At 69.5% G+C, this 22,940-nt stretch carries 26 protein-coding genes; 9 read left to right on the forward strand and 17 right to left on the reverse strand.

The window, feature by feature from the left end; genetic code table 11:
* Window positions 1–67: 67 nt before the first annotated feature.
* The 4 genes from GEV26_RS11915 to GEV26_RS11930 are packed head-to-tail and all read left to right on the forward strand — an operon-like array spanning window position 68 to window position 2,993.
* Complete coding sequence (locus tag GEV26_RS11915; protein WP_153653308.1) at window positions 68–994, forward strand: metal ABC transporter substrate-binding protein; 927 nt, start codon at window positions 68–70, stop codon at window positions 992–994.
* Window positions 985–1,761 (forward strand): metal ABC transporter ATP-binding protein, encoded by a 777-nt coding sequence (locus GEV26_RS11920; protein ID WP_153653310.1) that lies wholly within the window; start codon window positions 985–987, stop codon window positions 1,759–1,761. Before GEV26_RS11915 ends, GEV26_RS11920 begins: the two co-directional genes overlap by 10 nt.
* Window positions 1,758–2,597 (forward strand): metal ABC transporter permease, encoded by an 840-nt coding sequence (locus tag GEV26_RS11925; protein WP_153653311.1) that lies wholly within the window; start codon window positions 1,758–1,760, stop codon window positions 2,595–2,597. The genes GEV26_RS11920 and GEV26_RS11925 overlap by 4 nt, the downstream gene beginning before the upstream one ends.
* A gap of 9 nt (window positions 2,598–2,606) precedes the next feature.
* On the forward strand, window positions 2,607–2,993 hold the full coding sequence (locus tag GEV26_RS11930) for a Fur family transcriptional regulator (RefSeq protein WP_153653313.1): 387 nt from the start codon (window positions 2,607–2,609) through the stop codon (window positions 2,991–2,993).
* 15 nt (window positions 2,994–3,008) lie between these two features.
* Here the strand turns inward: GEV26_RS11930 and GEV26_RS11935 are convergent, their stop codons facing one another.
* From GEV26_RS11935 to GEV26_RS11965, 7 genes are all read right to left on the reverse strand, one after another.
* Window positions 3,009–3,563 carry a hypothetical protein gene (locus tag GEV26_RS11935; RefSeq protein ID WP_153653315.1) on the reverse strand — a complete coding sequence of 185 codons (555 nt, stop codon included), beginning with the start codon at window positions 3,561–3,563 and terminating at the stop codon, window positions 3,009–3,011.
* Between the two features lie 41 nt (window positions 3,564–3,604).
* Complete coding sequence (locus GEV26_RS11940) at window positions 3,605–4,216, reverse strand: hypothetical protein (protein ID WP_153653316.1); 612 nt, start codon at window positions 4,214–4,216, stop codon at window positions 3,605–3,607.
* A 55-nt stretch (window positions 4,217–4,271) separates the two neighbouring features.
* Window positions 4,272–4,664 (reverse strand): hypothetical protein, encoded by a 393-nt coding sequence (locus GEV26_RS11945; RefSeq protein ID WP_153653318.1) that lies wholly within the window; start codon window positions 4,662–4,664, stop codon window positions 4,272–4,274.
* An 11-nt stretch (window positions 4,665–4,675) separates the two neighbouring features.
* Window positions 4,676–5,158, reverse strand: coding sequence for a hypothetical protein (locus tag GEV26_RS11950; protein WP_153653319.1), 483 nt, complete (start codon window positions 5,156–5,158; stop codon window positions 4,676–4,678).
* Complete coding sequence (locus tag GEV26_RS11955; protein WP_153653321.1) at window positions 5,155–6,717, reverse strand: hypothetical protein; 1,563 nt, start codon at window positions 6,715–6,717, stop codon at window positions 5,155–5,157. The genes GEV26_RS11950 and GEV26_RS11955 overlap by 4 nt, the downstream gene beginning before the upstream one ends.
* A 10-nt stretch (window positions 6,718–6,727) precedes the next feature.
* Window positions 6,728–7,063: a hypothetical protein gene (locus GEV26_RS11960; RefSeq protein WP_153653323.1), complete on the reverse strand. Its 336-nt coding sequence runs from the start codon at window positions 7,061–7,063 to the stop codon at window positions 6,728–6,730.
* Between the two features lie 94 nt (window positions 7,064–7,157).
* Window positions 7,158–7,736: a hypothetical protein gene (locus GEV26_RS11965; RefSeq protein ID WP_153653325.1), complete on the reverse strand. Its 579-nt coding sequence runs from the start codon at window positions 7,734–7,736 to the stop codon at window positions 7,158–7,160.
* An 88-nt stretch (window positions 7,737–7,824) separates the two neighbouring features.
* Here GEV26_RS11965 and GEV26_RS11970 point away from each other — a divergent pair, with 88 nt between their 5' ends.
* Window positions 7,825–8,265, forward strand: a complete 441-nt coding sequence (locus tag GEV26_RS11970) for a GNAT family N-acetyltransferase (protein ID WP_153653327.1) — start codon at window positions 7,825–7,827, stop codon at window positions 8,263–8,265.
* Here GEV26_RS11970 and GEV26_RS11975 read toward each other — a convergent pair.
* Together GEV26_RS11975 and cimA are read right to left on the reverse strand one after the other, a co-directional pair.
* Complete coding sequence (locus tag GEV26_RS11975; protein ID WP_153653329.1) at window positions 8,262–9,020, reverse strand: hypothetical protein; 759 nt, start codon at window positions 9,018–9,020, stop codon at window positions 8,262–8,264. The genes GEV26_RS11970 and GEV26_RS11975 overlap by 4 nt on opposite strands.
* A gap of 42 nt (window positions 9,021–9,062) precedes the next feature.
* Window positions 9,063–10,670, reverse strand: coding sequence for a citramalate synthase (cimA, locus tag GEV26_RS11980; RefSeq protein WP_279586735.1), 1,608 nt, complete (start codon window positions 10,668–10,670; stop codon window positions 9,063–9,065).
* 171 nt (window positions 10,671–10,841) lie between these two features.
* Between cimA and GEV26_RS11985 the strand changes: the two genes are divergently transcribed.
* Window positions 10,842–11,537, forward strand: coding sequence for a hypothetical protein (locus GEV26_RS11985; RefSeq protein WP_153653330.1), 696 nt, complete (start codon window positions 10,842–10,844; stop codon window positions 11,535–11,537).
* Window positions 11,538–11,553: 16 nt separating this feature from the next.
* Here GEV26_RS11985 and aspA read toward each other — a convergent pair whose 3' ends face one another.
* From aspA to GEV26_RS12000, 3 genes are all read right to left on the reverse strand, one after another.
* Entirely contained in the window at window positions 11,554–12,969 is a 1,416-nt protein-coding gene (gene aspA, locus GEV26_RS11990) for an aspartate ammonia-lyase (protein WP_153653332.1), read from the reverse strand.
* A gap of 107 nt (window positions 12,970–13,076) precedes the next feature.
* Window positions 13,077–14,174: a branched-chain amino acid aminotransferase gene (locus tag GEV26_RS11995; RefSeq protein ID WP_153655073.1), complete on the reverse strand. Its 1,098-nt coding sequence runs from the start codon at window positions 14,172–14,174 to the stop codon at window positions 13,077–13,079.
* Window positions 14,175–14,218: 44 nt separating this feature from the next.
* Window positions 14,219–15,292 carry a 3-isopropylmalate dehydrogenase gene (locus tag GEV26_RS12000; protein ID WP_153653334.1) on the reverse strand — a complete coding sequence of 358 codons (1,074 nt, stop codon included), beginning with the start codon at window positions 15,290–15,292 and terminating at the stop codon, window positions 14,219–14,221.
* Between the two features lie 501 nt (window positions 15,293–15,793).
* On the opposite strand from GEV26_RS12000, the gene GEV26_RS12005 reads away from it, so the two are divergent.
* On the forward strand, window positions 15,794–16,357 hold the full coding sequence (locus tag GEV26_RS12005) for an O-methyltransferase (protein ID WP_153653336.1): 564 nt from the start codon (window positions 15,794–15,796) through the stop codon (window positions 16,355–16,357).
* A 67-nt stretch (window positions 16,358–16,424) separates the two neighbouring features.
* Here the strand turns inward: GEV26_RS12005 and yczE are convergent, their stop codons facing one another.
* Together yczE and GEV26_RS12015 are read right to left on the reverse strand one after the other, a co-directional pair.
* Window positions 16,425–17,102, reverse strand: coding sequence for a membrane protein YczE (gene yczE / locus GEV26_RS12010; RefSeq protein ID WP_194839839.1), 678 nt, complete (start codon window positions 17,100–17,102; stop codon window positions 16,425–16,427).
* Complete coding sequence (locus GEV26_RS12015) at window positions 17,099–17,254, reverse strand: hypothetical protein (protein WP_194839840.1); 156 nt, start codon at window positions 17,252–17,254, stop codon at window positions 17,099–17,101. Before GEV26_RS12015 ends, yczE begins: the two co-directional genes overlap by 4 nt.
* A gap of 60 nt (window positions 17,255–17,314) precedes the next feature.
* Between GEV26_RS12015 and yczR the strand changes: the two genes are divergently transcribed.
* Window positions 17,315–18,763, forward strand: coding sequence for a MocR-like transcription factor YczR (yczR, locus tag GEV26_RS12020; protein ID WP_153653339.1), 1,449 nt, complete (start codon window positions 17,315–17,317; stop codon window positions 18,761–18,763).
* 161 nt (window positions 18,764–18,924) lie between these two features.
* On the opposite strand, the gene ilvC is transcribed toward yczR, so the two are convergent.
* The 3 genes from ilvC to GEV26_RS12035 are packed head-to-tail and all read right to left on the reverse strand — an operon-like array spanning window position 18,925 to window position 22,298.
* Window positions 18,925–19,950 (reverse strand): ketol-acid reductoisomerase, encoded by a 1,026-nt coding sequence (gene ilvC / locus GEV26_RS12025; RefSeq protein ID WP_153653341.1) that lies wholly within the window; start codon window positions 19,948–19,950, stop codon window positions 18,925–18,927.
* A 42-nt stretch (window positions 19,951–19,992) separates the two neighbouring features.
* Complete coding sequence (ilvN, locus tag GEV26_RS12030) at window positions 19,993–20,523, reverse strand: acetolactate synthase small subunit (RefSeq protein ID WP_153653343.1); 531 nt, start codon at window positions 20,521–20,523, stop codon at window positions 19,993–19,995.
* A complete protein-coding gene (locus GEV26_RS12035; protein ID WP_153653345.1) occupies window positions 20,523–22,298 on the reverse strand; it encodes an acetolactate synthase large subunit in 1,776 nt (591 codons plus the stop codon). The genes ilvN and GEV26_RS12035 overlap by 1 nt, the downstream gene beginning before the upstream one ends.
* Window positions 22,299–22,625: 327 nt before the next feature.
* Here GEV26_RS12035 and GEV26_RS12040 point away from each other — a divergent pair, with 327 nt between their 5' ends.
* Window positions 22,626–22,934 (forward strand): hypothetical protein, encoded by a 309-nt coding sequence (locus GEV26_RS12040; protein ID WP_153653347.1) that lies wholly within the window; start codon window positions 22,626–22,628, stop codon window positions 22,932–22,934.
* Window positions 22,935–22,940 lie beyond the last annotated feature (6 nt).

Consider the following 22,940-nt stretch of genomic DNA (forward strand, 5'->3'; position numbering starts at 1 on the left):
CTCGGCGCGGTACGCACCGCCGGCGCAGATTTGACAATGATTCTCACTCTGGTTGAAAATCATTCTCATGAACAAGTCCCGCCTCCTGCTCGCCACGGTCCCTCTCCTCGCGGTGCTCACCGCGTGTGGCGGGGGCGCGCAGGATGACGGCCGGGCGTCCGTCGTCGCCTCGTCCTATCCCTTCGCCTTCGTCGCCGAGCGGGTCGGCGGATCGGCCGTCGACGTCACCAACCTGACCGCGCCGGGCACCGAGCCGCACGATCTGGAGCTCAAGCCCAAGCAGGTCGCGTCCGTGCAGGACGCCGACCTCGTCATCTACCAAGAAGACTTCCAGGCCGCGGTCGACCAGGCCGTCGACCAGGCCGGCCGGTCCGACGACGACACGATCGACGTCGCGTCGCTGGTCGAGCTGCTGCCGAACCCGTCGGAGGAGGAGGGCGAGCACCACGCGGACGACGGCCACGACCACGGCGACACCGATCCGCACACCTGGCTGGATCCCCGGACCATGAGCGCCCTGGCCGAGGCCGTGTCGACCGAGCTGTCCAGGATCGATCCCGAGCACGCCGCCGACTACCAGGCCAACGCCGACCGGCTCGTCGACGAGCTCACGGCGCTGGACGAGGACTTCACGGCCGGCCTCCGCGCCTGCCGCACCCGCACGATCGTCACGAGCCACGCCGCCTTCCAGTACCTCGCGGCGCGCTACGACCTCAAGCAGGTCGCGATCGCCGGGCTCGACCCGAGCAACGAGCCCTCTCCGGCCCAGCTGGGCGACATCTCACGGCTCGTCCGCGCCCAGAAGATCACCACGATCTTCACCGAGGAGCTCGTCAGCCCCGCGATCGCCGACACCATCGCGAAGGAGACCGGAGCCACCACCGCTACGCTCGATCCCATCGAAGGCCTGTCCGACCAGACCAAGGACGAGACCTACCTGACGCTCATGCGCCGCAACCTCGACACCCTGAAGAAGGCGAACTCGTGCCAGTGAGCCAAGCCCCACCACTGGTCGTCCGGGGGGTCAGCGTCGCCCTCGACGGCCGTCCCGTCCTGCGTCATGTCGACCTCGAGGTCGCTGCCGGCGAGTTCGTCGCGCTGCTGGGCTCCAACGGCTCGGGCAAGTCGACGCTGGTCCGCGCCGCGGTCGGGCTCGTCCCGATCAGCTCCGGCTCGATCGAGCTGTTCGGCACCCCGCTCGACCGCTTCCGCGACCGTCAGCGTCTCGGCTACGTCCCGCAGCGCACCCGCGCCGTCTCCGGTGTCCCGGCCACGGTCCGTGAGGTCGTGATGAGCGGACGCCTGGCGCGCCGCCGGTTCTTCGGCTGGCGCACCGCGGCCGATGTCGCCGCGGTCGACGCAGCCATCGACCGTGTGGGCCTCTCGGACCGCAGCCGGTCCTCGGTCAGCGAGATGTCCGGCGGCCAGCAGCAGCGCGCCCTGATCGCCCGTGCGCTGGCGTCCGAGGCCGAGCTGCTGATCATGGACGAGCCGACCGCCGGCGTCGACCACGACAACCAGGAGTCACTGGCCGAGCTTCTCGGCAGCCTGGTGCAGGACGGGACGTCTGTGCTGCTGGTCGCGCACGAGCTCGGCCCGCTGCGTCCGCTGATCGACCGGGCGATCGTGCTGCACGACGGTGAGATCGAGTACTCCGGACCCTGCGACGCGATCCGTGACGAGCAGCTCACCCACGTGCACCGCCACGGCGGCCAGCCCGACCATCCCGACGGCTTCAGCCCGAATCCGGTGGGCGCATGATCGAGCTGCTGGATTACGAGTTCATGCGGCGCGCCCTCGTGGCCGCCGTGTTCACCGGCCTGGCCGCGCCTGCGATCGGCACCTTCCTGGTGCAGCGCCGGCTGGCCCTGCTCGGCGACGGTCTCGGGCACGTCGCCCTGACCGGCGTCGCCCTGGGTCTGTTGACCGGCATCGCTCCCACCGTGACGGCTGTCGTCGTCGCGGCGCTGGGGGCCGTCGTGATCGAGCTGCTGCGGATGTACGGACGTACCAGCGCCGACGTCGCCCTCGCGATGCTGTTCTACGGCGGCATCGCGGGCGGAGTGCTGCTGACGAACCTGGCCGACGAGAGCGCCAACTCCCTCAACGGCTATCTGTTCGGCGCCATCACGACAGTCTCCAACGGCGATCTCGTGCTGGTCGGCGTGCTGGGGCTGCTGGTCGTCGTCCTGTCACTCGGCCTCTCGCCGCAGCTGTTCGCCGTCTGCCAGGACGAGGAGCACGCCAAGGTCAGCGGCGTGCCCGTCCGGCTCTACAGCATCCTGATCGCGGTCCTCGCCGCCGTGACGATCACCGTCGCGATGCGCACCGTCGGCCTGCTGCTGGTGTCGGCGCTGATGGTCGTCCCGGTCGCGGCGTCCCAGCAGCTCACCCGCAGCTTCCGCACGACGCACCTGGCGGCCATGGCGATCGGCCTCGTCGCGGCGGTCGGCGGCCTCGTCACGAGCTACGAGATCAACACGCAGCCCGGGCCGACGATCGTCATGATCGCGCTGGCGATCTTCGTCATCGCCTCGCTCACGGCGATGGTCGTGAGCCGAGGACGAGCGCGCCGCCACCGGATAGGTTCTCTCTGAGGAGAAGTCATGGTCGAAGCACCCCGCAACACCCGGCAGCGTCGTGCCGTCGTCGCGATCCTGGAGGATCTCGACGGCTTCGCCAGCGCGCAGGAGATCCACGACATCCTCAAGCAGCGCGGTGAGTCCGTCGGTCTCTCGACGGTCTACCGCAGCCTGCAGGTCCTGGCCGAGGCCGCCGAGGTCGACGCCCTGCGCAACGACGACGGCGAGGTGCTCTACCGCCAGTGCAGCGCAGGTCACCACCACCACCTGGTCTGCCGCTCGTGCGGGCGCACGGTGGAGGTCGAGGGGCCGACCGTCGAGCGCTGGGCCGACAAGATCGCCGGCGAGAACGGCTTCCGCGACGTCGCCCACACCCTCGAGATCTTCGGCACCTGCTCGAACTGCCCCTAGGCGGCAGCCGAGGCGTCAGCCGGCCTTGACCTCGATCGATTGCGCCATCTGGTGCAGCTCGTCGATGCGCTCGGGAGGAACGTCCGCGAGCGGGGCGCTGGCGCTGAGCAGGGCCCCGTTGACCACCCCCCCGGGGAACGATCCGAAGAGCGTGAGGATGCTGAGCTCCTCGCCGTCGTCGACCACGGCGAGCCAGTCCCGGCCACCCAGTCGGACCTCATGAATCGCTGCGCCGCGGCCCTTCGCACTTTCCTCGGCCTGCTCCCTCGGGGACGTGCCGATGCCTGTGACGACCCGGATCTCGTACTGCACCCCGCCGGTCTCGATCGAGCTCGATGTCTCGTCCGCCTTGCCTGCCGCGTAGGACGCCGGAAACCGCCACAAGATCGGCGAGTCCCCGCCGAACCTGAAGGTGTGGCTGGTCCGCTCGGCGGCAAGCAGATCTTCGCCCACGTTCGAGGTGTCATACGGATACCCCTCCTCGGCCGCCGTCGTCGCAGCCGCCTGGGGCTTGTCTTCGGCTTCGGAGCCGCTGCACGACGCGAGCGACACGCTCAGCGATGCAGCCACGACACCCATCACCCCGCGCCGGGCCCACCCAGCTCGCCCAGTCATCTCGAGCTGCCGGCCTCGATCTGGATCGACTGAGCCATCTGGTGCAGCTCGTCGATGCGCTCGGGCGGGACGTCCGCGAGCGGGACGTCAGCAGTGAGGACGGCCCCGGCGGTGACTCCCCCGGGGAAGCCGGTCAGCAACAGGACCCGGGTGAGCACCTTGCCGTCGTCTACGACAGCCGCCCAGTCCCGGCCGCCGAGACTGACCTCTTGGACGATCTCCGTGCCCTTGTCCAGCCGCGTGGCGTACTCCTCGGCCTTCTTGCGGGGGGTGCTGCCGGTGCTCGCCACCGCCAGGAGCCCGAACGTCACCCCGTCCACCTCTGTCGTGGTCGAGGTCTCGTCCGTCGTCCCGTTCGCATAGAACGCGGGGAACCGCCACGACGCCGGCGCGTTACCCCCGAAGGACGAGCTGGAACGCTCCTCGACGAGGAGATCGTCGCCCACGTCCGAGGTGTCATACGGATAGCCCTCCTCTGCGGCGGTCTTCGAAGCGCCGGCAGCGGGCTTCTGCTCCTTCTCCGAATCGCTGCACGACGCGAGGGACACGGTCAGAACCGCCGCCACCACGCCGCCCGCCAGACGGGTCCAGGTCGAGAGTCCGGTCATCATTTCTCCTCCAGGGTCGCGAGCGACGGGCGCACGCACCTGGTGCTCGCGCTGGTCATGGCGACACTTCCTTCGAACGTCGCACCTTGCCGAGATTGCCCTCACCACACGTTGCCTCCGCGTTGCCGCGGAGCACGTGGCGGGCGGGATCGTCGGGATCGAAGCACACCGTCTTGTCCGACAGCCCTGACAGCGGCCGCCAGATCGGGCCCGAGCTCTCGAACCATCGACCCCCTGCCCTGTAGCGGTACTCGACGTTGGCTCCCTCGACGGTGCTGCGACCGGCCCCGCCGCTGCTGCTGGTGCGTGTCTCGGGCTCGTACTCCGTGAACTCGACCTGGCTCGTCGACTGCGTCAGCGGCTCGTTCTTCGAGCTGCCCGTTCGCTCCACGGCGATGGCGATCCCGATCATCACCCCTACGCCGATCACGGCGAACGCCAGGACCAACAAGCAACCTTTCACGCCGGGCGTTCCCACGGGTGGACCTGGATCGCCCCCAGAACCTGTTCGAGGGTCGCCCGGCCGGCCTCCGTGTCGAGAACTGCGATCTCGACACGATGCATCCAGGTTCCGTCGGTGCTCGTGACGAGCGCGATGCGCGCCTCGCGTCCGCCGAGCACCGCGGTGACGACGGCAGCGCTCGAACCCAGCGCGCCGTCGACCGCGAGCTCGACCGGGCGCTGTACCTCGACGATCTCGTCCACCCGGTCCGACAGCTCGTCGAGCGCCGGACCCAGCGCGCGCTCGGGCCCGCGCGGAGTGCCGAGGCGAGTCTCGCGGACGCCGACGAGCAGGCTCAGCAGCGGCTCACCCGTGCCCTGCCAGTGCCACAGGTGACCCAACGGGGCCTCGACCTGTCGCGGCCGCACCCCAGCGGGAACGGGAAGGCTGACCGGACCGAGAAGTACGCGGGCCAGGTCGATCGCCTCCGCCCCCGTCATCGCCGCGCCGCCTCAGGATCGATGTCGACCCAATAGCCCTGGCCGCCCTCCCGGACCCAGATCCGGTTGGCCAGCTCACCTTCGGCTCCGTACTCCACCTCGAGCTCGGCGACCTTGATGTCCACCTCGTGCTCCTCGCTGGCGTAGGTCTCGAGCGTGGTCGAGCGGACCACGACGTCGGCGTCGCTGTACGCGATGTCGACCGCTCGATCGACATCACCTGATGCTATGGCCGACTTGAACTCGTCGAACTTCGGGTTGTCCTCGTCCATCGTCAGGCGGACATCGACCGCCTGCCCGGTCGAGGTGCTCGCGGGAAGGTTGACGTCGAGCTTGTCGTTCGCGAGAGCGCCGCTGATGCGACCCTCCAGCACCGCCGAGGACATGCCGTCCCCGTCGAACTTGATGTCACCGGACAAGGAGGCCGAGCCTGAGAGGCCGGAGTCCTGGCCGCCGAGGCTCGCGTCGGCCGACGCCGCGATGGTGATGCCGTACTGCTCGGAGACCCAGTCGTAATAGCCGTCCATCCGGCCCTCGGCCTCGCCCTGCGCCACGGCGGTGTCGAACTCGGTGCCGACCTTTCCGTACACGCCCGTCCGGAAGCTCGTGATGTCCTGGTCCATGACGTAGTTGGCGACGTTCGAGGCCACTGCGCCCGGGACGTTGCCCATGTCGGTCAGGCCCAGATCGCTGGCGGCGTCGTCCAGCCCGTCGAGGAACGCGTCCGCCTCGGCCTGGTCCTTGAAGGTGAGCTCCAGCGTCGTCGTGCCGCCCGCGGACGCGTCCACCTCGGCACCCGCGACCTCGATCTCTCGACCGAGACCCGCCTCGAGGGTCAGGGCCATCACCACCTTGCCGTCGCCCATGACCTGGTACTGCGCTTCGGCATACCCCTCGATCTCCCACGTCGCGAGCTCGGCCTCGACCCCCAGCCACGCACGGAGGGAGTCGATCACGACGTCCTCGCCGTACTTGGCGGCGATCTCCTCCGGCGTCATGCCGTCCAGACCGGCCGGCAGCTGGTCGCCGGCATCGCCGAGCGACCCGTTGCCTCCGTCGATCGTCCCGTTCGCCGCCGCCGTCATCGCGCGGGCGAGATCGGCGTCCGCCTCCGCCGCCTTCGTCAGCGCGGCCGAGATCTGCGCCGCTACGGCAGTGAGCGTGATCTCCTCCGACATGCGCTCGAAGATCGACTCGTCGTCGTACGTCTTGGGGTCGGTGACCTCACCGCTGGTCGTGTCGACGGTGAACCCGTGCTTGCTCGCGGTGTCCATCGCGCCCTCGAGGTCCTTGCGGGCGGCGGCGATGTCACTGCCCGCCAGGTCGAGCGAGGCTGCGACCTTGGCCACCTCTGCCGTCGCGTCGCGCAGGCGGTCGACGAGCGCAGCGTGCTGCTGCGAGGCCGCGGTGGCGGCATCGCCCTGCCACGACAGGGGCACACGGGAGTCGTCGACCTCGTCCTGCAGGTCGACGAGGTCGCGCCGTGTCCTGTACAGCCCGTCGGCGGCGGTGTCGAGCGAGGCTGACTCCCACGTCAGCAGCTCCGCGATGGTCACCATGGCCTGGTCCTCACTGCGCCTGGGCCATGGCCGGGCCACGGTTCGCGACGGAGTTGGCCTGCATCCGCATGGACGCGTCGTGGTCGGCGCGCGTGTAGGACGAGGCGCTGTTGGTCCGCGCGGTCGCGTGCGATGCGGCGTCGGTCGCCCACGTGGTGAACCGCTCGGTCCAAGCGGTCGACAACGTGGTGGCAGCGGCAGCACTGGCACTCCCGGGCAGCGCCGTGCTCACACTGCTCAGGCCGGCCGTGGGATCGGCCGCCTTGACCGTGTCGGCCGCACTGGTCATGCCGGTTGCGGACGCCGTGATGTCAGCCACCACGGCCTCGAACGTGAACATCGTCATCGCGTGCCTCCCCAACAGGAACGGTCTGTCGCAGACAGATTGCCACATCCTGCCGCCGCCTGCGCAGCGCGGGCCCGAGACCGCGCAGGGTCGATCACGAGCCGCCGCCGTCGCCCCCGCCGCTCCCGAGGTCGCCGGACAGGTGGTCGGCCGGCCGGGACATCGTGCCGCTGCCGTCGTCGTAGTAGCTGCCGTCCGGTCCCGTCATGAGCAACTGCCAGAACCCCGGTCGCGGCATGTCCCGCGCGGCCAGGTCCTCGCGGGTGATCTCCACGAGCGCGTCACCGGCCACTGCGCGCAGCAGGACGTACGGCTCGAACATCGATCCCCCGTTGACGACCAGCGACACGAGCTGCGCCTCGGACGCCCGCTGCACCGCGTCCGGGACGATCGCGGCCTTCACCGGGGCGACGGCTCGTCGCACACCCGCCCCGACGTACGCGGCTCGCAGCAGATAGCCGCACAGGATTCCGCCCAGGACGCCGTAGATCACCGCGGACTCGCGCAGGATGCCGGTCGTGAACACCCAGCCCGTCGAGACCAGCACGATGCTGATCGCGAGCGCGGACACCCAGGTGACCTTCTTCGCGCGACCCAGCACGCGGGTCACGGTCTCCCTCGTGCGGTCCCACTCCCACCGGGAGACGCTGCTCACCACTTCTGGGCCGTCCATGAGCTCTCTCCTCGCCGTCCGGGCCATCATGTCGGTTCCGGTCCGACGCCGCAGGGGATTGCACGTCGCCACCTCCTAGGCTCATCCCATGAGCATCCGCATCGTGACCGGCGACCAGATGACCGCACAGGACGTCTACGACATCTGGAAGATCCGCGACGCGGTGTTCTCGGTCGAGCAGCAGTGCGACGAGGAGGACGTCGACGACCGCGACCTGCTGCCGACGATGACGCACCTGTGGCTCGCCGACGACAAGGGGCCCACGAGCTATCTGCGCTCGTACGTCGAGGACGGCGTGAGACACATCGGCCGGGTGTGCACCCGCAAGGACCAGCGCGGCAAGGGTCTGTCGGGCTCGCTGATGCAGGAGTGCCACCGGCTCTGGGGCGACGAGCCCATCGAGCTCAACGCCCAGGCGTACCTCGAGCAGTGGTACGGGCGCTACGGATACGTGCGGACGGGCGACAACTTCATGGAGGCCGGCATCGAGCACGTCCCGATGCGCCGCACTCCCCCGGCCGCGGACTAGCCCGGATCGGTCACGGCGTTGATCGCCTCGGCGACGTTGCCGTTCACCACCGTCGCGTAGTCGTCCACCGCGTCGATCGCGGTCTGGAACTGCTCGGCGTACGTGAACGAGAAGCCCCGGTTGGCCTCGACGCTGTCGGCCAGGGCGGTGGCCTGGTCGATCACGTACTGCACGGCTCCCCGGACCGTGGCCGCCAGCCTCTGCTGCCCCTGCGGCACGCGGACGGAGTCGAGTTCCGCCCTGGCCCGCGAGAAGGCCGGTATGAGGCGGGCGCGGACGGCCGCGCTGTCGCTGAGGACGCCGGTGCCGACGTAGTCGCTGGCCCGCATCCCGAGGACCTTGCGCGCAGTCTCGATGTACGCGAGCGCGACGTCCGCGCGTCGGAGCGTCCGGTCGAGCCGACGGTACGGCTGCAGGAGCGCCTGCTGGGTGGCAACGGCCTCCTGCCAGACCTCCGAGCGCTCGGTCCCGTACGCCGGAGCGTCACCCAGCTCCGGAGGATCCGCGACGGCCTTGCGCAGCACCCGGCGCAGGTCGCCCGGATCGGCCTGCCGTACGCCGCGCACCTCCCGGCCGACCTCGGAGCGGAAGGTGCTCACGTCGGCCAGGTACTGCGTGGCCACGTCGTCGGCCTCGACGACCTGGGCGTTCTGGCGCTGAGCCTGCACCACGACGAGGAGACCCACGAGCACCCCGAGGGTGAGCGTGACGAGCACGGGCAGGAAGATCGTCAGCCTCCGACCACGTGCGCTCATCCGTCCACCGTCGCAGCGCCGGGGCGTCCCCGCAACGCCGGATCAGTCGTTGATGCGCGGACGCACGCCGTGCAGGCGCAGGCCGTACGTGAGCGCGTCGACGAGCGCCTCCCACGACGCCTCGATGATGTTGGCCCCGACGCCGACCGTGACCCAGACGTCCTTGCCGTCGGTGGTCTCGATGAGCGTGCGGGTGATCGCGTCGGTGCCGTGCCCCTGGTCGAGGATGCGGACCCGGTAGTCGGTCAGGTGGAAGCGCGCGACGTCGGGATAGACCTGCTCGATGGCCTGGCGCAGCGCGTGGTCCAAGGCGTTGACCGGTCCGTTGCCCTCGCCGATCACCGCGAGGCGTACTCCACCGGCGACGAGCTTGACCGTGGCCTCCGCGACGGCCGCGTCACCGCGCCGCGACTCCGCCAGCACGCGCCACGACTCGACGTCGAAGAACGAGGGACGCACCCCGTCCATCTCCTCGGCCAGCAGCAGCTCGAACGAGGCGTCGGCCGCCTCGAACGTGTAGCCGGCCCGCTCCATGGCCTTGACCCGGTCGGTGACCCGGCCGAGCCGCTCGGGGTCGCCCGCCAGGTCGTAGCCCAGCTCCTTGCCCTTGAGCTCGATCGTCGCGCGCCCGGCCATCTCCGAGACCAGCAGCCGCATGTCGTTGCCGACGAGCGCGGGGTCGATGTGCTGGTAGAGATCGGGGTCCACCCGGATCGCGCTCGCGTGCAGGCCGGCCTTGTGCGCGAAGGACGAGACCCCCGTGTAGGGCTGGCGTGCGTGCGGCGGGTAGTTGGTGATCTCGGAGATCGCGTGCGAGATGCGCGTCGACTCGGCCAGGCTGCCCTCGGGCAGGACCGTCATGCCGAGCTTGAGCTCGAGGTTGGCCACGCAGGTCACGAGGTCGGCGTTGCCGGTCCGCTCGCCGTAGCCGTTGATGCACCCCTGCAGGTGGGTCGCGCCGGCCTGGACGGCCGCCATCGAGTTGGCGACCGCGCACCCGGTGTCGTTGTGGGCGTGGATCCCGAGGCGTACGCCCGTGGTCGCGACGTCCGCGACGATCTCGCTGACCCAGTGCGGCAGCATCCCGCCGTTCGTGTCGCACAGCACCGCGACCTCGGCTCCCGCCTCGCCCGCCGCGCGCACGACCTCCAGGGCGTAGTCGCGATTGGCCCGGTAGCCGTCGAAGAAGTGCTCCATGTCGACGAACACGCGTTGTCCCCCCTCGCGGAGGTAGGTCACGGTGTCGCGCACCATCGCGAGGTTCTCCTCGAGCGTCGTGCGCAGCGCCTCGGTCACGTGCCGGTCGTGGCTCTTGGCGACCACCGTGACCACGGACGCGCCGGACTCACGCAGGGCCTGGAGCAGGGGGTCCTGCGACGCCTCGACGCCGGCCCGACGGGTCGCGCCGAACGCGGCCAGCGTCGCGTTCTTGAGCTCGAGCTCCTTGGCGGCCAGCGCGAAGAACTCGGTGTCCTTGGGGTTCGAGCCCGGCCACCCGCCCTCGATGTAACCGACGCCCAGGTCGTCGAGATGACGAGCGATGTGGAGCTTGTCCTGCACGGAGAGGTTGAGCCCCTCCTGCTGCGCACCGTCGCGCATCGTCGTGTCGTACACGTGGAAGTCGCTCGCCTGCTGGTGTCCTGCGCTCACTGCTTCGTCCTTCGTCCGGTCACCGTCTCGATGGGCGACACCGTCTACATACAAAAAACTGCCCCCCAGTAGATGGGAGGCAGCGCGTCGGGCTGGAGGTTCAGTGCCCGGCGCGCCTGTCGATAATGATCGAGATGCTCTGCATGCGGGCCAGTCTAGACTGAGCGACCTATGACCGCCAGACCCGTTCCCCTCACGGTCGATCCGAGCGTCATGTACGCCGTCGTGACCGCCTCCCCGCTCGAGTCCGAGGACCTGATCCCCCCGCCCTCTCCCGAGCTGCTGCGTCGCTACGGGACGTCCGAACCCGCGTTGGAACGGCTGAGCTCGCGCCGCCACCAGCTGCTCCTCATGCGCAGCTGCCGCGTCGAGGACGCTGCCGCGACGCAGCGCGACGTACGCGTCGAGGCCCTCCGCCTGGCCGAGGAGCACGACGGAGTCGTCATCGACCTCGCGATCCCTCGCGTGGTCGAGGAGCGAGCCGACGAAGTGTCCCTCGCGCACGCGACCCAGTGGTACGTCGCGGACTACGCCCACCTCGACGCGGGTGAGCTGCGCACCGTCGGTCTCGCTTCGTTCGGACTGCCCGAGATCCACCTGAGCGGTGTCTCCCGTCAGCAGCATGCGATGTTCAGCGCGGTCCTGGCCGGCCTCGTCCACCGGCTCATCGCGGAGTGGCCGGCCAACGACCCGGTGGGCGACGCCACCGTGACCCTGCGCGACATCGCGTACGGTCTCGGCGACCCGTCGGCCGCCGAGACCCCGAAGGATCGTGCTGTGGGCGTCCGGATCGACTACGACCCGGACGAGAACGTTCTTCTCGTCCGGGTCGTCGACGACCCCGCCACGGCCCTGTTCGCTCCGTGAGCCGGCGGGGCTCAGCTCACCGCTCGCGTGCCCGCGGGCCGAGATTGGCCAGGGTCTCGGGACGCAGGATGGCCTCGAGCTCGGCGGGCGGCAGGAGCCCGTGCTCCAGCACGAGCTCGGCGACGCCCCGCCCGGTCGCGAGCGCCTCCTTGGCCACCTCGGTCGCGGCGGCGTAGCCGATGTAGGGGTTGAGCGCGGTGACGAGACCGATCGAGTTCTCGACCTCGGCCCGCAGCAGCTCGGCGTTCGCGGTGATGCCGTCGACGCAACGGGTCGCGAGCACCAGCACGGCCTCGCGCAGGCGGGAGATCCCGGCCGACAGCGAGTAGCAGATCACCGGCTCGAACGCGTTGAGCTGCAGCTGGCCCGCCTCGGCCGCCATCGTCACCGTCACGTCGTGGCCGATCATCTGGAACGCGACCTGGTTGACCACCTCGGGGATGACGGGATTCACCTTGCCCGGCATGATGCTCGACCCCGCCTGCACCGCGGGCAGGTTGATCTCGTTGAGCCCTGCGCGGGGGCCCGAGGACAGCAGCCGCAGGTCGTTGCAGATCTTCGAGAGCTTGACCGCGACCCGCTTGAGCGTGCCGGACAGCTGCACGAACGCGCCGCAGTCCTGCGTCGCCTCGATGAGGTCGACCGCGCTCTCCAGCGGCAGACCCGTCAGCCTGGCCAGGTGGCCGCACGCGGACGCGACGTAGCCCGCCGGGGCGTTCAGCATCGTCCCGATCGCCGTTGCCCCGAGGTTGATCTCGTGCAGCAGCAGGACGGCCTCGCTGAGCCGCGCGCGGTCCTCGGCGATCATCAGTGAGTACGTGCGGAACTCCTGACCGAGGGTCATCGGCACGGCGTCCTGCAGCTGGGTGCGCCCCATCTTGAGGACGTCGTGGAACTCGTCGGCCTTGCGCGCGAACGAGTCCTCGAGCACCTGCATCGCGGCCAGCAGGTCGTGCGTGGCCAGGATGACGGCGATCTTGACCGCGGTCGGATAGACGTCGTTGGTCGACTGGCTGAGGTTGACGTGCTCGTTGGGATGCAGGACGTCGTACTCGCCCTTCTTGTGCCCCATGAGCTCGAGCGCCCGGTTGGCGATGACCTCGTTGGCGTTCATGTTGGTCGAGGTGCCGGCGCCTCCCTGGATGACGTCGACCACGAACTGGTCTCTCAGCGCTCCCCCGCGGATCTCCTCGCACGCGTCGCGGATCGCCGCGTGACGCTCGTCGTCGAGCAGCCCGAGATCGTGGTTGGCGGCGGCTGCGGCCTGCTTGACGCCGGCCAGGGCCTCCACGAGGTACGGGCTCGTGCCGATCGGGATGCCGGTGATGGGGAAGTTCTCGAGGGCGCGGAGTGTGTGCACTCCCCAATAGGCCTCGAGAGGAACCTCACGGTCTCCGATCAGATCATGCTCGGAACGTGTGGCGACGGACATGGACTCTCCTTGGTCGTGACGGTGGTCACACCCAGAGTTTCACAGATCCGTCGCCACCGATCCTGGCCCCGGCGACGCGGGACCGATGGCACTGTGCTGAGCAGCGCTCAGGAGCAGATGCGCCGCATCCAGCCGTGGCGGTCCTCGGCGCGGCCGTACTGGACGTCGACCAGCGCGGAGCGGATGTCCGTCGTGACCTTGCCCGGCTCGCCGTCGCCGGAGACGACCTCGCCGCCCTCCCACTTCAGCGACGCGACCGGGGTGACGACCGCGGCGGTGCCGCACGCGAACACCTCGGAGATCGTCCCGTCGGCAGCACCTTCGCGCCACTCGTCGATCGACACCCGCCGCTCGACGACCTCGTGGCCGAGGTCGCGCCCGATCTGCATGATCGAGTCGCGGGTCACTCCCTCGAGGATCGACCCTGACAGCTCGGGCGTCACGATCGAGCCGTCGGAGTGGACGAAGTACAGGTTCATCCCGCCCAGCTCCTCGATCCACTTCTGCTCGGTCGAGTCGAGGAAGGCAACCTGCGCACAGCCGTGGGCGGCGGCCTCCTGCTGCGGCAGCAGGGACGCGGCGTAGTTGCCGCCGCACTTGGCCGCCCCGGTGCCTCCGCTGCCTGCACGGGAGTACTCCGACGAGAGCCAGATCGAGACCGCCTGCACGCCGCCGGAGAAGTACGCACCCGCGGGAGAGGCGATGACCGAGTAGGTCACGTGCTGGCTCGGACGGACGCCGAGGAAGACCTCGGACGCGAACATGAAGGGACGCAGGTACAGGCTCTTCTCGCCGCCGGCCGGGATCCAGTCACGGTCGGCTTCGACCAGGGCCTCGATCGAGCCGAGGAACCAGTCGATCGGCAGCTCCGGCAGCGCGAGGCGGTGCGCCGACCGCTGCATGCGGGCGGCGTTCGCCTCGGGACGGAACAGCCAGACCGAGCCGTCCTCGTGGACGTACGCCTTGAGGCCCTCGAAGATCTCCTGCGCGTAGTGCAGGACCGCGGTCGCGGGGTCGATCTGGAGCGGGCCGTACGGGACGACGCGCGCGTCCGCCCAGCCCGTGTCGGGCGTCCACTCGGCCAGGAACATGTGGTCGGTGAAGTGATTGCCGAAGCCCGGGTCGGCGAGGATCGCGGCCCGGTCCTCGCCGGATCGTGCCGCGTCGTTCCGGTTGAATGTCGCGGCAAACGGGGTGGTGTTCATGGTGCTCACGGTACAACTCTCTTGTCGTCGAGGGGCAGCGGTCGTCAGCCGACCGGTACGCCCTCGGCCGCGCCCAGATCCGTGACGCTCTGCGCGATGGCCTCCCCCACCTCCTCGGTGGAACGGGGGGCGGAGCCGCGCGCGGCGATGTCCGCCTCGACAGCGGCCGTGATCTGCGCGGCTGCCTCGGGGACGCCGAGGTGCTCCAGGAGCAGGGCGCCGGAGAGGATGGCCGCGGTCGGGTCGGCCTTGGACTGCCCGGCGATGTCGGGTGCCGAGCCGTGGACGGGCTCGAACATGCTCGGCGTCGTGCGGTCGGGGTTGACGTTGCCGCTCGCTGCCAGACCGATGCCGCCGGTGATCGCGGCCGCGAGGTCGGTCAGGATGTCGCCGAAGAGGTTGTCGGTGACGATCACGTCGAAGCGGGCCGGGTCGGTCACGAGGAAGATCGTGGCCGCGTCGACGTGCAGGTAGTCGACCGTGACGTCGGGGAACTCCGGCGCGACGGCGGCGACCGTACGGCTCCACAGGTGGCCCGCGTGGACGAGGACGTTGTTCTTGTGGACCAGCGTCAGCTTCTTGCGCGGACGTGCCTGGGCGCGGGCGAAGGCGTCGCGGACGACCCGCTCGACGCCGTACGCGGTGTTGATGCTGACCTCGGTGGCGAGCTCGTGCGGCGTACCGACGCGGATCGCTCCGCCGTTGCCGACGTACGGCCCCTCGGTGCCCTCGCGGACGACCACGAAGTCGATGTCGCCGGGATCGCCCAGAGGGGTGGCCACGCCCGGGAACAGCTTGGACGGACGCAGGTTGACGTAGTGGTCGAGAGCGAAGCGCAGCTTGAGCAGCAGGCCCCGCTCGAGCACGCCGGACGGCACGCTCGGGTCGCCGATCGCGCCGAGCAGGATCGCGTCGTGGCCGCGGATCTCCTCCAGCACCGAGTCCGGGAGGGTCTCCCCCGTCGCGTGGTAGCGACGCGCGCCGAGGTCGTAGTCCGTGGTGCTGAACGACAGGTCGTGGGTCTTGGAGACGACGTCCAGGACCTTCAGGGCCTGGGAGGTCACCTCGGGTCCGATGCCGTCACCGGCCACGACTGCGAGCGAGAAAGAGCGGGTCATGAGCGTCATCCTATCGGGCGACATCTCAGGATGTGAAACCCGAGTATCAACATTCGGTCAGTTGTCGTCGGGCCGGTCGGACAGCTCGACGTCGTGCTGTGCTGCCTCGTCACGCAGGTGCGCGGGTCCCCACTCCATCAGGTTGCGGTCCATGATCTTCTCCTTGTGTACGAACGGATGACGGCCGGTGCGGGTCCGGCGTAGGTCCGCCGTTCGGCACGCGCCACATGTCCGGAGATCGTCCGGGGAGAGATGTCAGATGTGCGAGTCAGATCATGAATCGCGAACCCTGCGGGCGGAACGGCGGGCCAACGCCGAAACACCGCGGCAGGGTGTGGCCCTAAGAGGCCCTGCCGCGGCAAGCGATGAGTACGAGCTGCTTCCGCATGGTGCTGACACCGTACGCCGGGGGTCCGTGCGGCGTCCGCAGTTCGTCCGTGCGTCTCAGTCGCCGAGACGCCGTGGCCACGGTTGAGCGTGGGTCCGTGGAACACTGGACGTGTGAGTGCACCCGCTGAAGTCCCCGACCTCGTCGCGAGCACCCTGGACCTGTCCCGCCAGCGCGGATTCATCACCTCGATCCGCAACGAGACCGGACGCCTCCTCGCCACGCTCGCTGCGTCCCGCACCGGCACGCTCGCCGAGCTCGGCACCGGCTGCGGCGTCGGATCGGCCTGGCTCTCCAGCGGCGCCCCCAAGGGTGCCCGGGTCGTCAGCGCCGAGCTCGACCCCGTCCTCGCCGAGGACGTGCAGAAGATCTTCGCCCGGACCGACAACGTCGACGTGATCGCCGGCGACTGGTCGACGCTCGAGCAGTACGCACCGTTCTCCCTGCTCTTCGTCGACGTGCGGGAGGTCATGGAGAGCATCGACGTCCTCGCCGACCTGATGGAGCCCGGCGGCATGGTCATCCTCGACGACTTCGTCCCGTCGGCGTTCTGGCCGCCCATCGTCGAAGGCCGGGTCGACACCGTCCGCGAGCAGTGGCTGACCGACGAGCGCTTCGCCGCAGTCGAGATGCTGATCGACGTCGACGCCTCCCTCATCATCGCCACCCGCCGCTGACGAGTCACGCACGGCGGCCGACGAGTCACGCACGGACGCCGACGAGTCACCTACGGAGGCCGAGGAGTCACTCAGCGTTGCCGCAAAGTGACTCGTCACCGGTCATAGGTGACTCGTCACCGGTCGTACGCGACTCGTCACCGGTCGTGCGCGACTCGTCGGCGGTCGAGGCGGAGGTGAACGGCATGAAGAGCTGGACGAGCGGGCCGATCGTGAGGGCGTACAGGACAGTGCCGACGCCGACCGTCCCGCCGAGGAGGAAGCCCACCGCGAGCACTGCGACCTCGATGACCGTCCGCCACAGCCGCACGCTGCGCCCCGTACGCCTGACAAGACCGAGCCACAGCCCGTCGCGGGGGCCCGGCCCGAGCGCGGCGCCGATGTACAACGCCCCGGCGAACCCGTTGCCGACGATCCCGCCCACGAGCAGCATGGCTCGCAACCACAGCTCGTCCGGCTGAACGATGACTGCGATGCCGAAGTCGGCAGCGAGGCCGATGACGAGCACGTTCAGGACCGTCCCCACACCCGGCAGCTGCCGCAGCGGGATCCACAGCAGCAGGACGAACGCGCCCGTGACGATGACGACCTGACCGAACGTCAGACCGACGTGCTCGGTCACCCCCTCGTGGAAGACGTCCCACGGGTCGAGGCCCAGCGTCGACTCGACCAGCATCGCCATCGTGAATCCGTAGAGGAACAAGCCGACGTTGAGGCGCACGAGCCGCCCGAGCAGGCCGTTCACCGGCGCAGCTCCCGCTCGACCCAGCTGCCGAGCTCTTCGCGGTGGCTGCGGGGCGGCGGGTTGGTGCCGAGGCCGTCTCGCGCGACCAGGCGCACGAGCCGCACGATGGACATCAGGCTCAAAAGCGCCAGGAAGACGAGGAACGCGGTCATGAGTCCAGCGTGAACCCAATTGGCCATGCCTTCCATAGCCAATCGTGACACAGTGGACCCGTGGCCCTCACCCTCTCCGCCCGGCGGCTCGCCGATCTCCTCGGTCCCCTCGACAACGCCGGCCCGGCATACCGGGAGATCGCCGACCGCCTTCGCCTGCTTGTGGTGGACGGCCGCGTGGGCGACGGCAGCCGCCTGCCGTCCGAGCGCGAGCTCGCCGCCGCCATCGGCGTCAGCCGTACGACCACGACCCGGGTGTACGCCGAGCTGCGCGAGCTCGGCCTCCTGCGCTCCCGACAGGGCTCGGGCAGCGTCGTGCAGGTCCCGCTCGCGGCGTCGAGCGTCAGCAGCCTGATCGTCACCCCCGACGACGCCGACACCATCGCCCTCACCTATTCCGCGCCCGCAGGCACCCCCGGCCTGGCTCGCGCCTTCGAGACCGCGGCGACCAGGCTGTCCGGCCTGCTGGCCACGACCGGATACCTGCCGGACGGTCTCCCGGTGCTGCGCGAGATCCTCGCCCAGCGCTACACCGACGGAGGCCTGCCGACCGATCCCGAGCAGATCATCGTGACGAGCGGGGCCATGGGCGCGATCTCGCTGCTCGCCCGCGTGCTGGTCGACCCGGGCCAGCGCGTCGTCGTCGAGGGCATCAGCTATCCGCACGCCCACGAGTCGTTCACCGCGGCAGGCGCGCGCCTGTCCGCCTTGCCGGTCGACCGGTCGCCGTGGGAGCCCGCCGCGATGGCGGAGACGCTGGCAGGGTCGCGGCACCGCGCGGCGTACCTGATCCCGGACTTCCACAATCCCACCGCCGCCGTGATGACGGACGCGGAGCGTGGGGCGTGGGCGCGCGAGCTGCGGCGCCACGACGTCGTCCCGATCATCGACGAGTCGCTGCGTGACATCAACCTCGACGGGGTCGAGATGCCACCGGTCTTCGCGACATACGACCCGCGGGCGCTCCTCATCGGGTCGTCGTCCAAGGCGTACTGGGGCGGCCTCCGTGTCGGCTGGATCCGCGCACCGCACGCCCTCGTGATGCCTATCGTCCAGGCGCGGATGATGGACGATCTCGGCACGTCCGCCTTCGACCAGCTGGTTCTCGCCGAGCTGCTGACCGAGGGCGGGCAGACCGCCGCCGCGGGTCGAGCGCGCCTGCGTGCGGGGCGCGACCACCTGCTGTCCGAGCTGGCGCGTGAGCTCCCGGACATCGCGGCGCCGTGCCCGGCCGGCGGCCTCAACCTCTGGGCGACCCTCCCAGACCGCATCTCGTCGCGGCTCACCGCCGCGGCATCCCGGCACGGCCTGCTGCTGACCCCCGGCCCTCGGTTCTTCAGCCGCGTGGGCGCTGCCGGCGAGCGCCACCTCCGCCTTCCGTACACGCAGTCCCACGAGACGCAGACCGAGGCGGTGCGTCGCCTCCGGCGCGCGTACGCGGAGGTCACCGGCTCGACCGAGCCGGCGACCACCCCGAGGCGTACGGGCACGCTCGAGATGATCGCCTGATCCAGGACGAGCTGCGGACCGGAGGCTCGCGTCAGCGAGCCGTAGAGGCGCGTCAGGGGACGGGAGGCTCCCCTCAGCGGACGGGAGGCGCGCGTCAGCGGTGGGATGCGAAAGGGCGCCACCGCCGAAGCGGTGACGCCCTCTCGGGGTGGTGCGGGTGACTAGCGAGCGGCCTGGCCGTCGACGTAGTCGGCGTCCTGCTGCTTCCACGAGAAGTGCGAGCGCAGCACCTTGCCCGTGGCCTCGATCGAGTGACCGGCCTCCTTCTCGCGCAGTGCGAGGAACTCCGAGGCGTCAGCGTCCTGGTCGTCGATGAAGCGCTTGGCGAACGTGCCGTCCTGGATGTCGGCGAGCACGGCCTTCATGCGCTCCTTGACCGAGTCGTCGATGATGCGCGGGCCCGAGACGTAGTCGCCGTACTCGGCGGTGTCGGAGATGCTCCAGCGCTGCTTCGCGATGCCGCCCTCCCACATGAGGTCGACGATGAGCTTGAGCTCGTGCAGCACCTCGAAGTACGCGATCTCGGGCTGGTAGCCGGCCTCGGTCAGCGTCTCGAAGCCCGCCTGGACGAGGTGCGACATGCCACCGCACAGCACGGCCTGCTCGCCGAAGAGATCGGTCTCGGTCTCCTCGGTGAAGGTCGTCTTGATGACGCCGGCGCGGGTGCCACCGATCGCCTTCGCGTACGACAGCGCGAGGTCCCACGCCTTGCCGCTGGCGTCCTGCTCGACCGCGATGATGTCGGGGATGCCGCGCCCGTCGACGAACTCGCGACGAACCGTGTGACCCGGCGCCTTGGGGGCGACCAGCACGACGTCGACGCCCTCGGGGGGCGTGATGTAGCCGAAGCGGATGTTGAAGCCGTGACCGAAGACGATCGCGTCGCCGTCGACCAGGTTGGGCTCGATCGACTCGGCGTAGACGTGGCGCTGCACCTGGTCGGGCGCGAGCACGACGATGACGTCGGCCTCCTCGACCGCCTCGGAGACCGAACGGACGCGCAGTCCCTCGGCCTCGGCCTTGGCCCGGCTCTTGGATCCCTCGGGCAGGCCGACGCGGACGTCGACGCCGGAGTCGCGCAGGTTGAGCGCGTGCGCGTGCCCCTGGCTTCCGTAGCCGATGACCGCCACGTGGCGGCCTTGGATGATGCTCAGGTCTGCGTCGTCGTCATAGAACATTTCAGCCACGGGGTACGTCTCCTTGGGTCGTGCTTCTGAGGTGCGGGTTGGTCAGCTTGCTTGCGTGCCGGGCACGGTACGCAGGGTGCGGTCGGTGATGGAACGGGCTCCGCGGCCGATGGCCACACGTCCGGACTGGGCGATCTCACGGATCCCGAACGGCTCGAGGACGTTCAGCATCGCGGTGAGCTTGCCCGCGTCGCCGGTCGCCTCGATCGTCACGGCGTCGGTGGCCACGTCGACCACCTTAGCCCTGAAGAGATTGACCGTCTCCAGCACCTGACCACGGGTCTGCGGGTCGGTCTTGACCTTGATCAGCATCAGCTCGCGCTCGACCGCGCTCGATGACTCGAGCTCCACGATCTTGAGCACGTTGACGAGCTTGTTGAGCTGCTTGGTGACCTGCTCGAGCGGCAGCTCGTCGACGTTGACGACGATCGTCATGCGCGAGATCTCGGGGATCTCGGTCGGGCCGACCGCGAGCGACTCGATGTTGAAGCCGCGGCGCATGAACAGGCTCGAGACGCGCGCCAGGACACCGGGCGTGTTCTCCACCAGGACCGAAAGGGTGTGCGCAGTCATCAGATGTCCTCATCGTCCCACTCGGGCGCGAGATCTCGCGCGATCTGGATGTCGTCGTTGCTGGTGCCTGCGTGGACCATGGGCCACACCATCGCGTCCCGCTCGACCACGAAGTCGATCACGACGGGGCGGTCGGTGATCGCCATGGCCTTCTCGATCGTCGCGTCGAGGTCGGCCTCGTTGTCGCAGCGCAGACCCACGCAGCCGTACGCGTCCGCGAGCTTGACGAAGTCGGGGATGCGGCGCGCGCCGATCGACTCCGGACCGGTGTTGAGGTCCGTGTTGGAGTAGCGGCTCTCGTAGAGCAGCGTCTGCCACTGGCGGACCATGCCGAGCGAGGAGTTGTTGATGACCGCGACCTTGATCGGGATGCCCTCGATCGCGCAGGTCGCGAGCTCCTGGTTGGTCATCTGGAAGCAGCCGTCGCCGTCGATGGCCCACACGACCTGGCCCGGCAGACCGACCTGGGCGCCCATCGCGGCAGGCACCGCGTAGCCCATCGTCCCGAGCCCGCCGGAGTTGAGCCACTGGCGCGGACGCTCGTAGTCCACGTAGTGCGCGGACCACATCTGGTGCTGGCCGACGCCCGCCGTGTACGTCGCGTCGGGCCCGGCGATCGCACTGATCCGCTCGATCACGGTCTGCGGAGCGAGGCCCTCGGCGGGCTTGTCGTAGCTGACCGGGAACTTGGCCTTGATGCCGAGCATCTGCGCCTTCCAGGCCGAGTAGTCGCCGCGGATGTCGTCGTCGGCGGCCTGCTTCTGCAGCATCGCGATCAGGTCGGCGATCACCTCGCGGCAGTCCCCCACGATCGGGACGTCGGCGACCCGGTTCTTGGAGATCTCCGCGGGGTCGATGTCGGCGTGGATGATCTTGGCCAGCGGCGCGAACGACGCCAGGTGGCCGGTCACCCGGTCGTCGAAACGGGCACCCAGCGAGATGAGCAGATCGCTCTTCTGCAGGGCCGCGACCGCCGCGACGGTGCCGTGCATGCCGGGCATGCCGAGGTGCAGCTCGTGCGAGTCCGGGAACGCGCCGCGTGCCATGAGGGTCGTGACGACCGGCATCTGGGTCATCTCGGCCAGGACCTTCAGCTCAGCCGACGCGTCGGCCTTGATGACGCCTCCGCCGACGTACAGCACCGGACGCTTCGCGGCCGCGATCAGCCGGGCGGCCTCGCGGACCTGCTTGCCGTGCGGCCGGGTCGTGGGGCGGTAGCCGGGCAGCGCGAGCTCGCTCGGCCACGTGAACGTCGTCGTGGCCTGCAGCGCGTCCTTGCTGATGTCGACGAGCACCGGTCCGGGGCGACCCGTCAGCGCGATGTGGAACGCCTCGGCGATCGTGCGGGGGATGTCGTCGGGATCGGTGACGAGGAAGCTGTGCTTGGTGATCGGCATCGTGATGCCGCGGATGTCCGCCTCCTGGAAGGCGTCGGAGCCGATCGAGCCGCTCGCGACCTGGCCCGTGATCGCGACGATCGGGACCGAGTCCATGTGCGCATCGGCGATCGCGGTGACGAGGTTGGTGGCGCCCGGCCCGGACGTGGCCATGCAGACGCCCACCTTGCCCGTGACCATCGCATAGCCCTGCGCGGCATGGCCTGCGCCCTGCTCGTGGCGAACGAGGATGTGGCGGATCGTGGAGTCGAACAGCGGATCGTACGCCGGGAGGATCGCGCCACCCGGGATGCCGAAGATGGTGTCAACGTCGGCGTGCTCCAGCGCCCTGACGAGGCTCTGCGCCCCGGTCAGCTGCTCAGGGATCTGCTCGGTCATGAGGTCGCTACCTAACTGTTCATCGCATGGTCTTGCCGGGGTGCGACCCGGCCTGTTCGCATAAAAAAATCCCCCGTCCCCAGACCGTACGCTGGGGCAATCGAGGGAGACGCGGGGCCTGGGCCGACGCGTCAGTCGTCTACTACTGCAAGGTTCCGGATCTGCACGTCACCCAGTCTCCTCTCCGTCGCGACGATTATCAACTCGTGAGACATTTCGTACCACCATGTGGACTCATCCGCGGATCTGACAACCGGCGCCGTAACTGACAGGATGTCCCGGTCGGCCCGCCAGTACGTGGACGGGCCCTAACTCTCTGGGGAGAACATGAAGAAGTCACTCAGCGCGGCCATGATCGTCGCCGCGCTCGCTCTCACGTCCGCTTGTGGCGGCGGCGAGGATCGTCCGTCCAAGGGTGAGGTGAAGACGTCCATCACCAGCAAGGACAGCGTCTTCGGCACCTCGATCCCCGAGGCCGCCGCCGACTGCGTGGCCGGCCTCCTCGTCGACTCGAAGCTGTCGGACAAGACGCTCAACGCGATCGTCGAGAAGGACGAGGACTACAAGGGCAGCAAGGAGGACCGCGAGGCCCTCACTGACGTGTCCAAGAAGTTCAGCGAGTGCGTCACCAACTGACACCTG

Origin of the sequence: Aeromicrobium yanjiei (assembly GCF_009649075.1) — a bacterium.
Lineage (GTDB): Bacteria > Actinomycetota > Actinomycetes > Propionibacteriales > Nocardioidaceae > Aeromicrobium > Aeromicrobium yanjiei.

Bases quoted from the DNA above. Each gene is read 5' to 3' on its own strand.
- GEV26_RS11915 (WP_153653308.1), top strand. From the start codon at position 68: ATGAACAAGTCCCGCCTCCTGCTCGCCACGGTCCCTCTCCTCGCGGTG.
- GEV26_RS11925 (WP_153653311.1), top strand. From the start codon at position 1,758: ATGATCGAGCTGCTGGATTACGAGTTCATGCGGCGCGCCCTCGTGGCC.
- GEV26_RS11930 (WP_153653313.1), top strand. From the start codon at position 2,607: ATGGTCGAAGCACCCCGCAACACCCGGCAGCGTCGTGCCGTCGTCGCG.
- GEV26_RS11940 (WP_153653316.1), bottom strand. From the start codon at position 4,216: ATGACCGGACTCTCGACCTGGACCCGTCTGGCGGGCGGCGTGGTGGCG.
- GEV26_RS11950 (WP_153653319.1), bottom strand. From the start codon at position 5,158: ATGACGGGGGCGGAGGCGATCGACCTGGCCCGCGTACTTCTCGGTCCG.
- GEV26_RS11955 (WP_153653321.1), bottom strand. From the start codon at position 6,717: ATGGTGACCATCGCGGAGCTGCTGACGTGGGAGTCAGCCTCGCTCGAC.
- GEV26_RS11960 (WP_153653323.1), bottom strand. From the start codon at position 7,063: ATGACGATGTTCACGTTCGAGGCCGTGGTGGCTGACATCACGGCGTCC.
- GEV26_RS11965 (WP_153653325.1), bottom strand. From the start codon at position 7,736: ATGGACGGCCCAGAAGTGGTGAGCAGCGTCTCCCGGTGGGAGTGGGAC.
- GEV26_RS11970 (WP_153653327.1), top strand. From the start codon at position 7,825: ATGAGCATCCGCATCGTGACCGGCGACCAGATGACCGCACAGGACGTC.
- GEV26_RS11975 (WP_153653329.1), bottom strand. From the start codon at position 9,020: ATGAGCGCACGTGGTCGGAGGCTGACGATCTTCCTGCCCGTGCTCGTC.
- GEV26_RS11985 (WP_153653330.1), top strand. From the start codon at position 10,842: ATGACCGCCAGACCCGTTCCCCTCACGGTCGATCCGAGCGTCATGTAC.
- aspA (WP_153653332.1), bottom strand. From the start codon at position 12,969: ATGTCCGTCGCCACACGTTCCGAGCATGATCTGATCGGAGACCGTGAG.
- GEV26_RS11995 (WP_153655073.1), bottom strand. From the start codon at position 14,174: ATGAACACCACCCCGTTTGCCGCGACATTCAACCGGAACGACGCGGCA.
- GEV26_RS12000 (WP_153653334.1), bottom strand. From the start codon at position 15,292: ATGACCCGCTCTTTCTCGCTCGCAGTCGTGGCCGGTGACGGCATCGGA.
- GEV26_RS12015 (WP_194839840.1), bottom strand. From the start codon at position 17,254: ATGACCGCGTTCCTCGTCTTCCTGGCGCTTTTGAGCCTGATGTCCATC.
- ilvN (WP_153653343.1), bottom strand. From the start codon at position 20,523: ATGACTGCGCACACCCTTTCGGTCCTGGTGGAGAACACGCCCGGTGTC.
- GEV26_RS12035 (WP_153653345.1), bottom strand. From the start codon at position 22,298: ATGACCGAGCAGATCCCTGAGCAGCTGACCGGGGCGCAGAGCCTCGTC.
- GEV26_RS12040 (WP_153653347.1), top strand. From the start codon at position 22,626: ATGAAGAAGTCACTCAGCGCGGCCATGATCGTCGCCGCGCTCGCTCTC.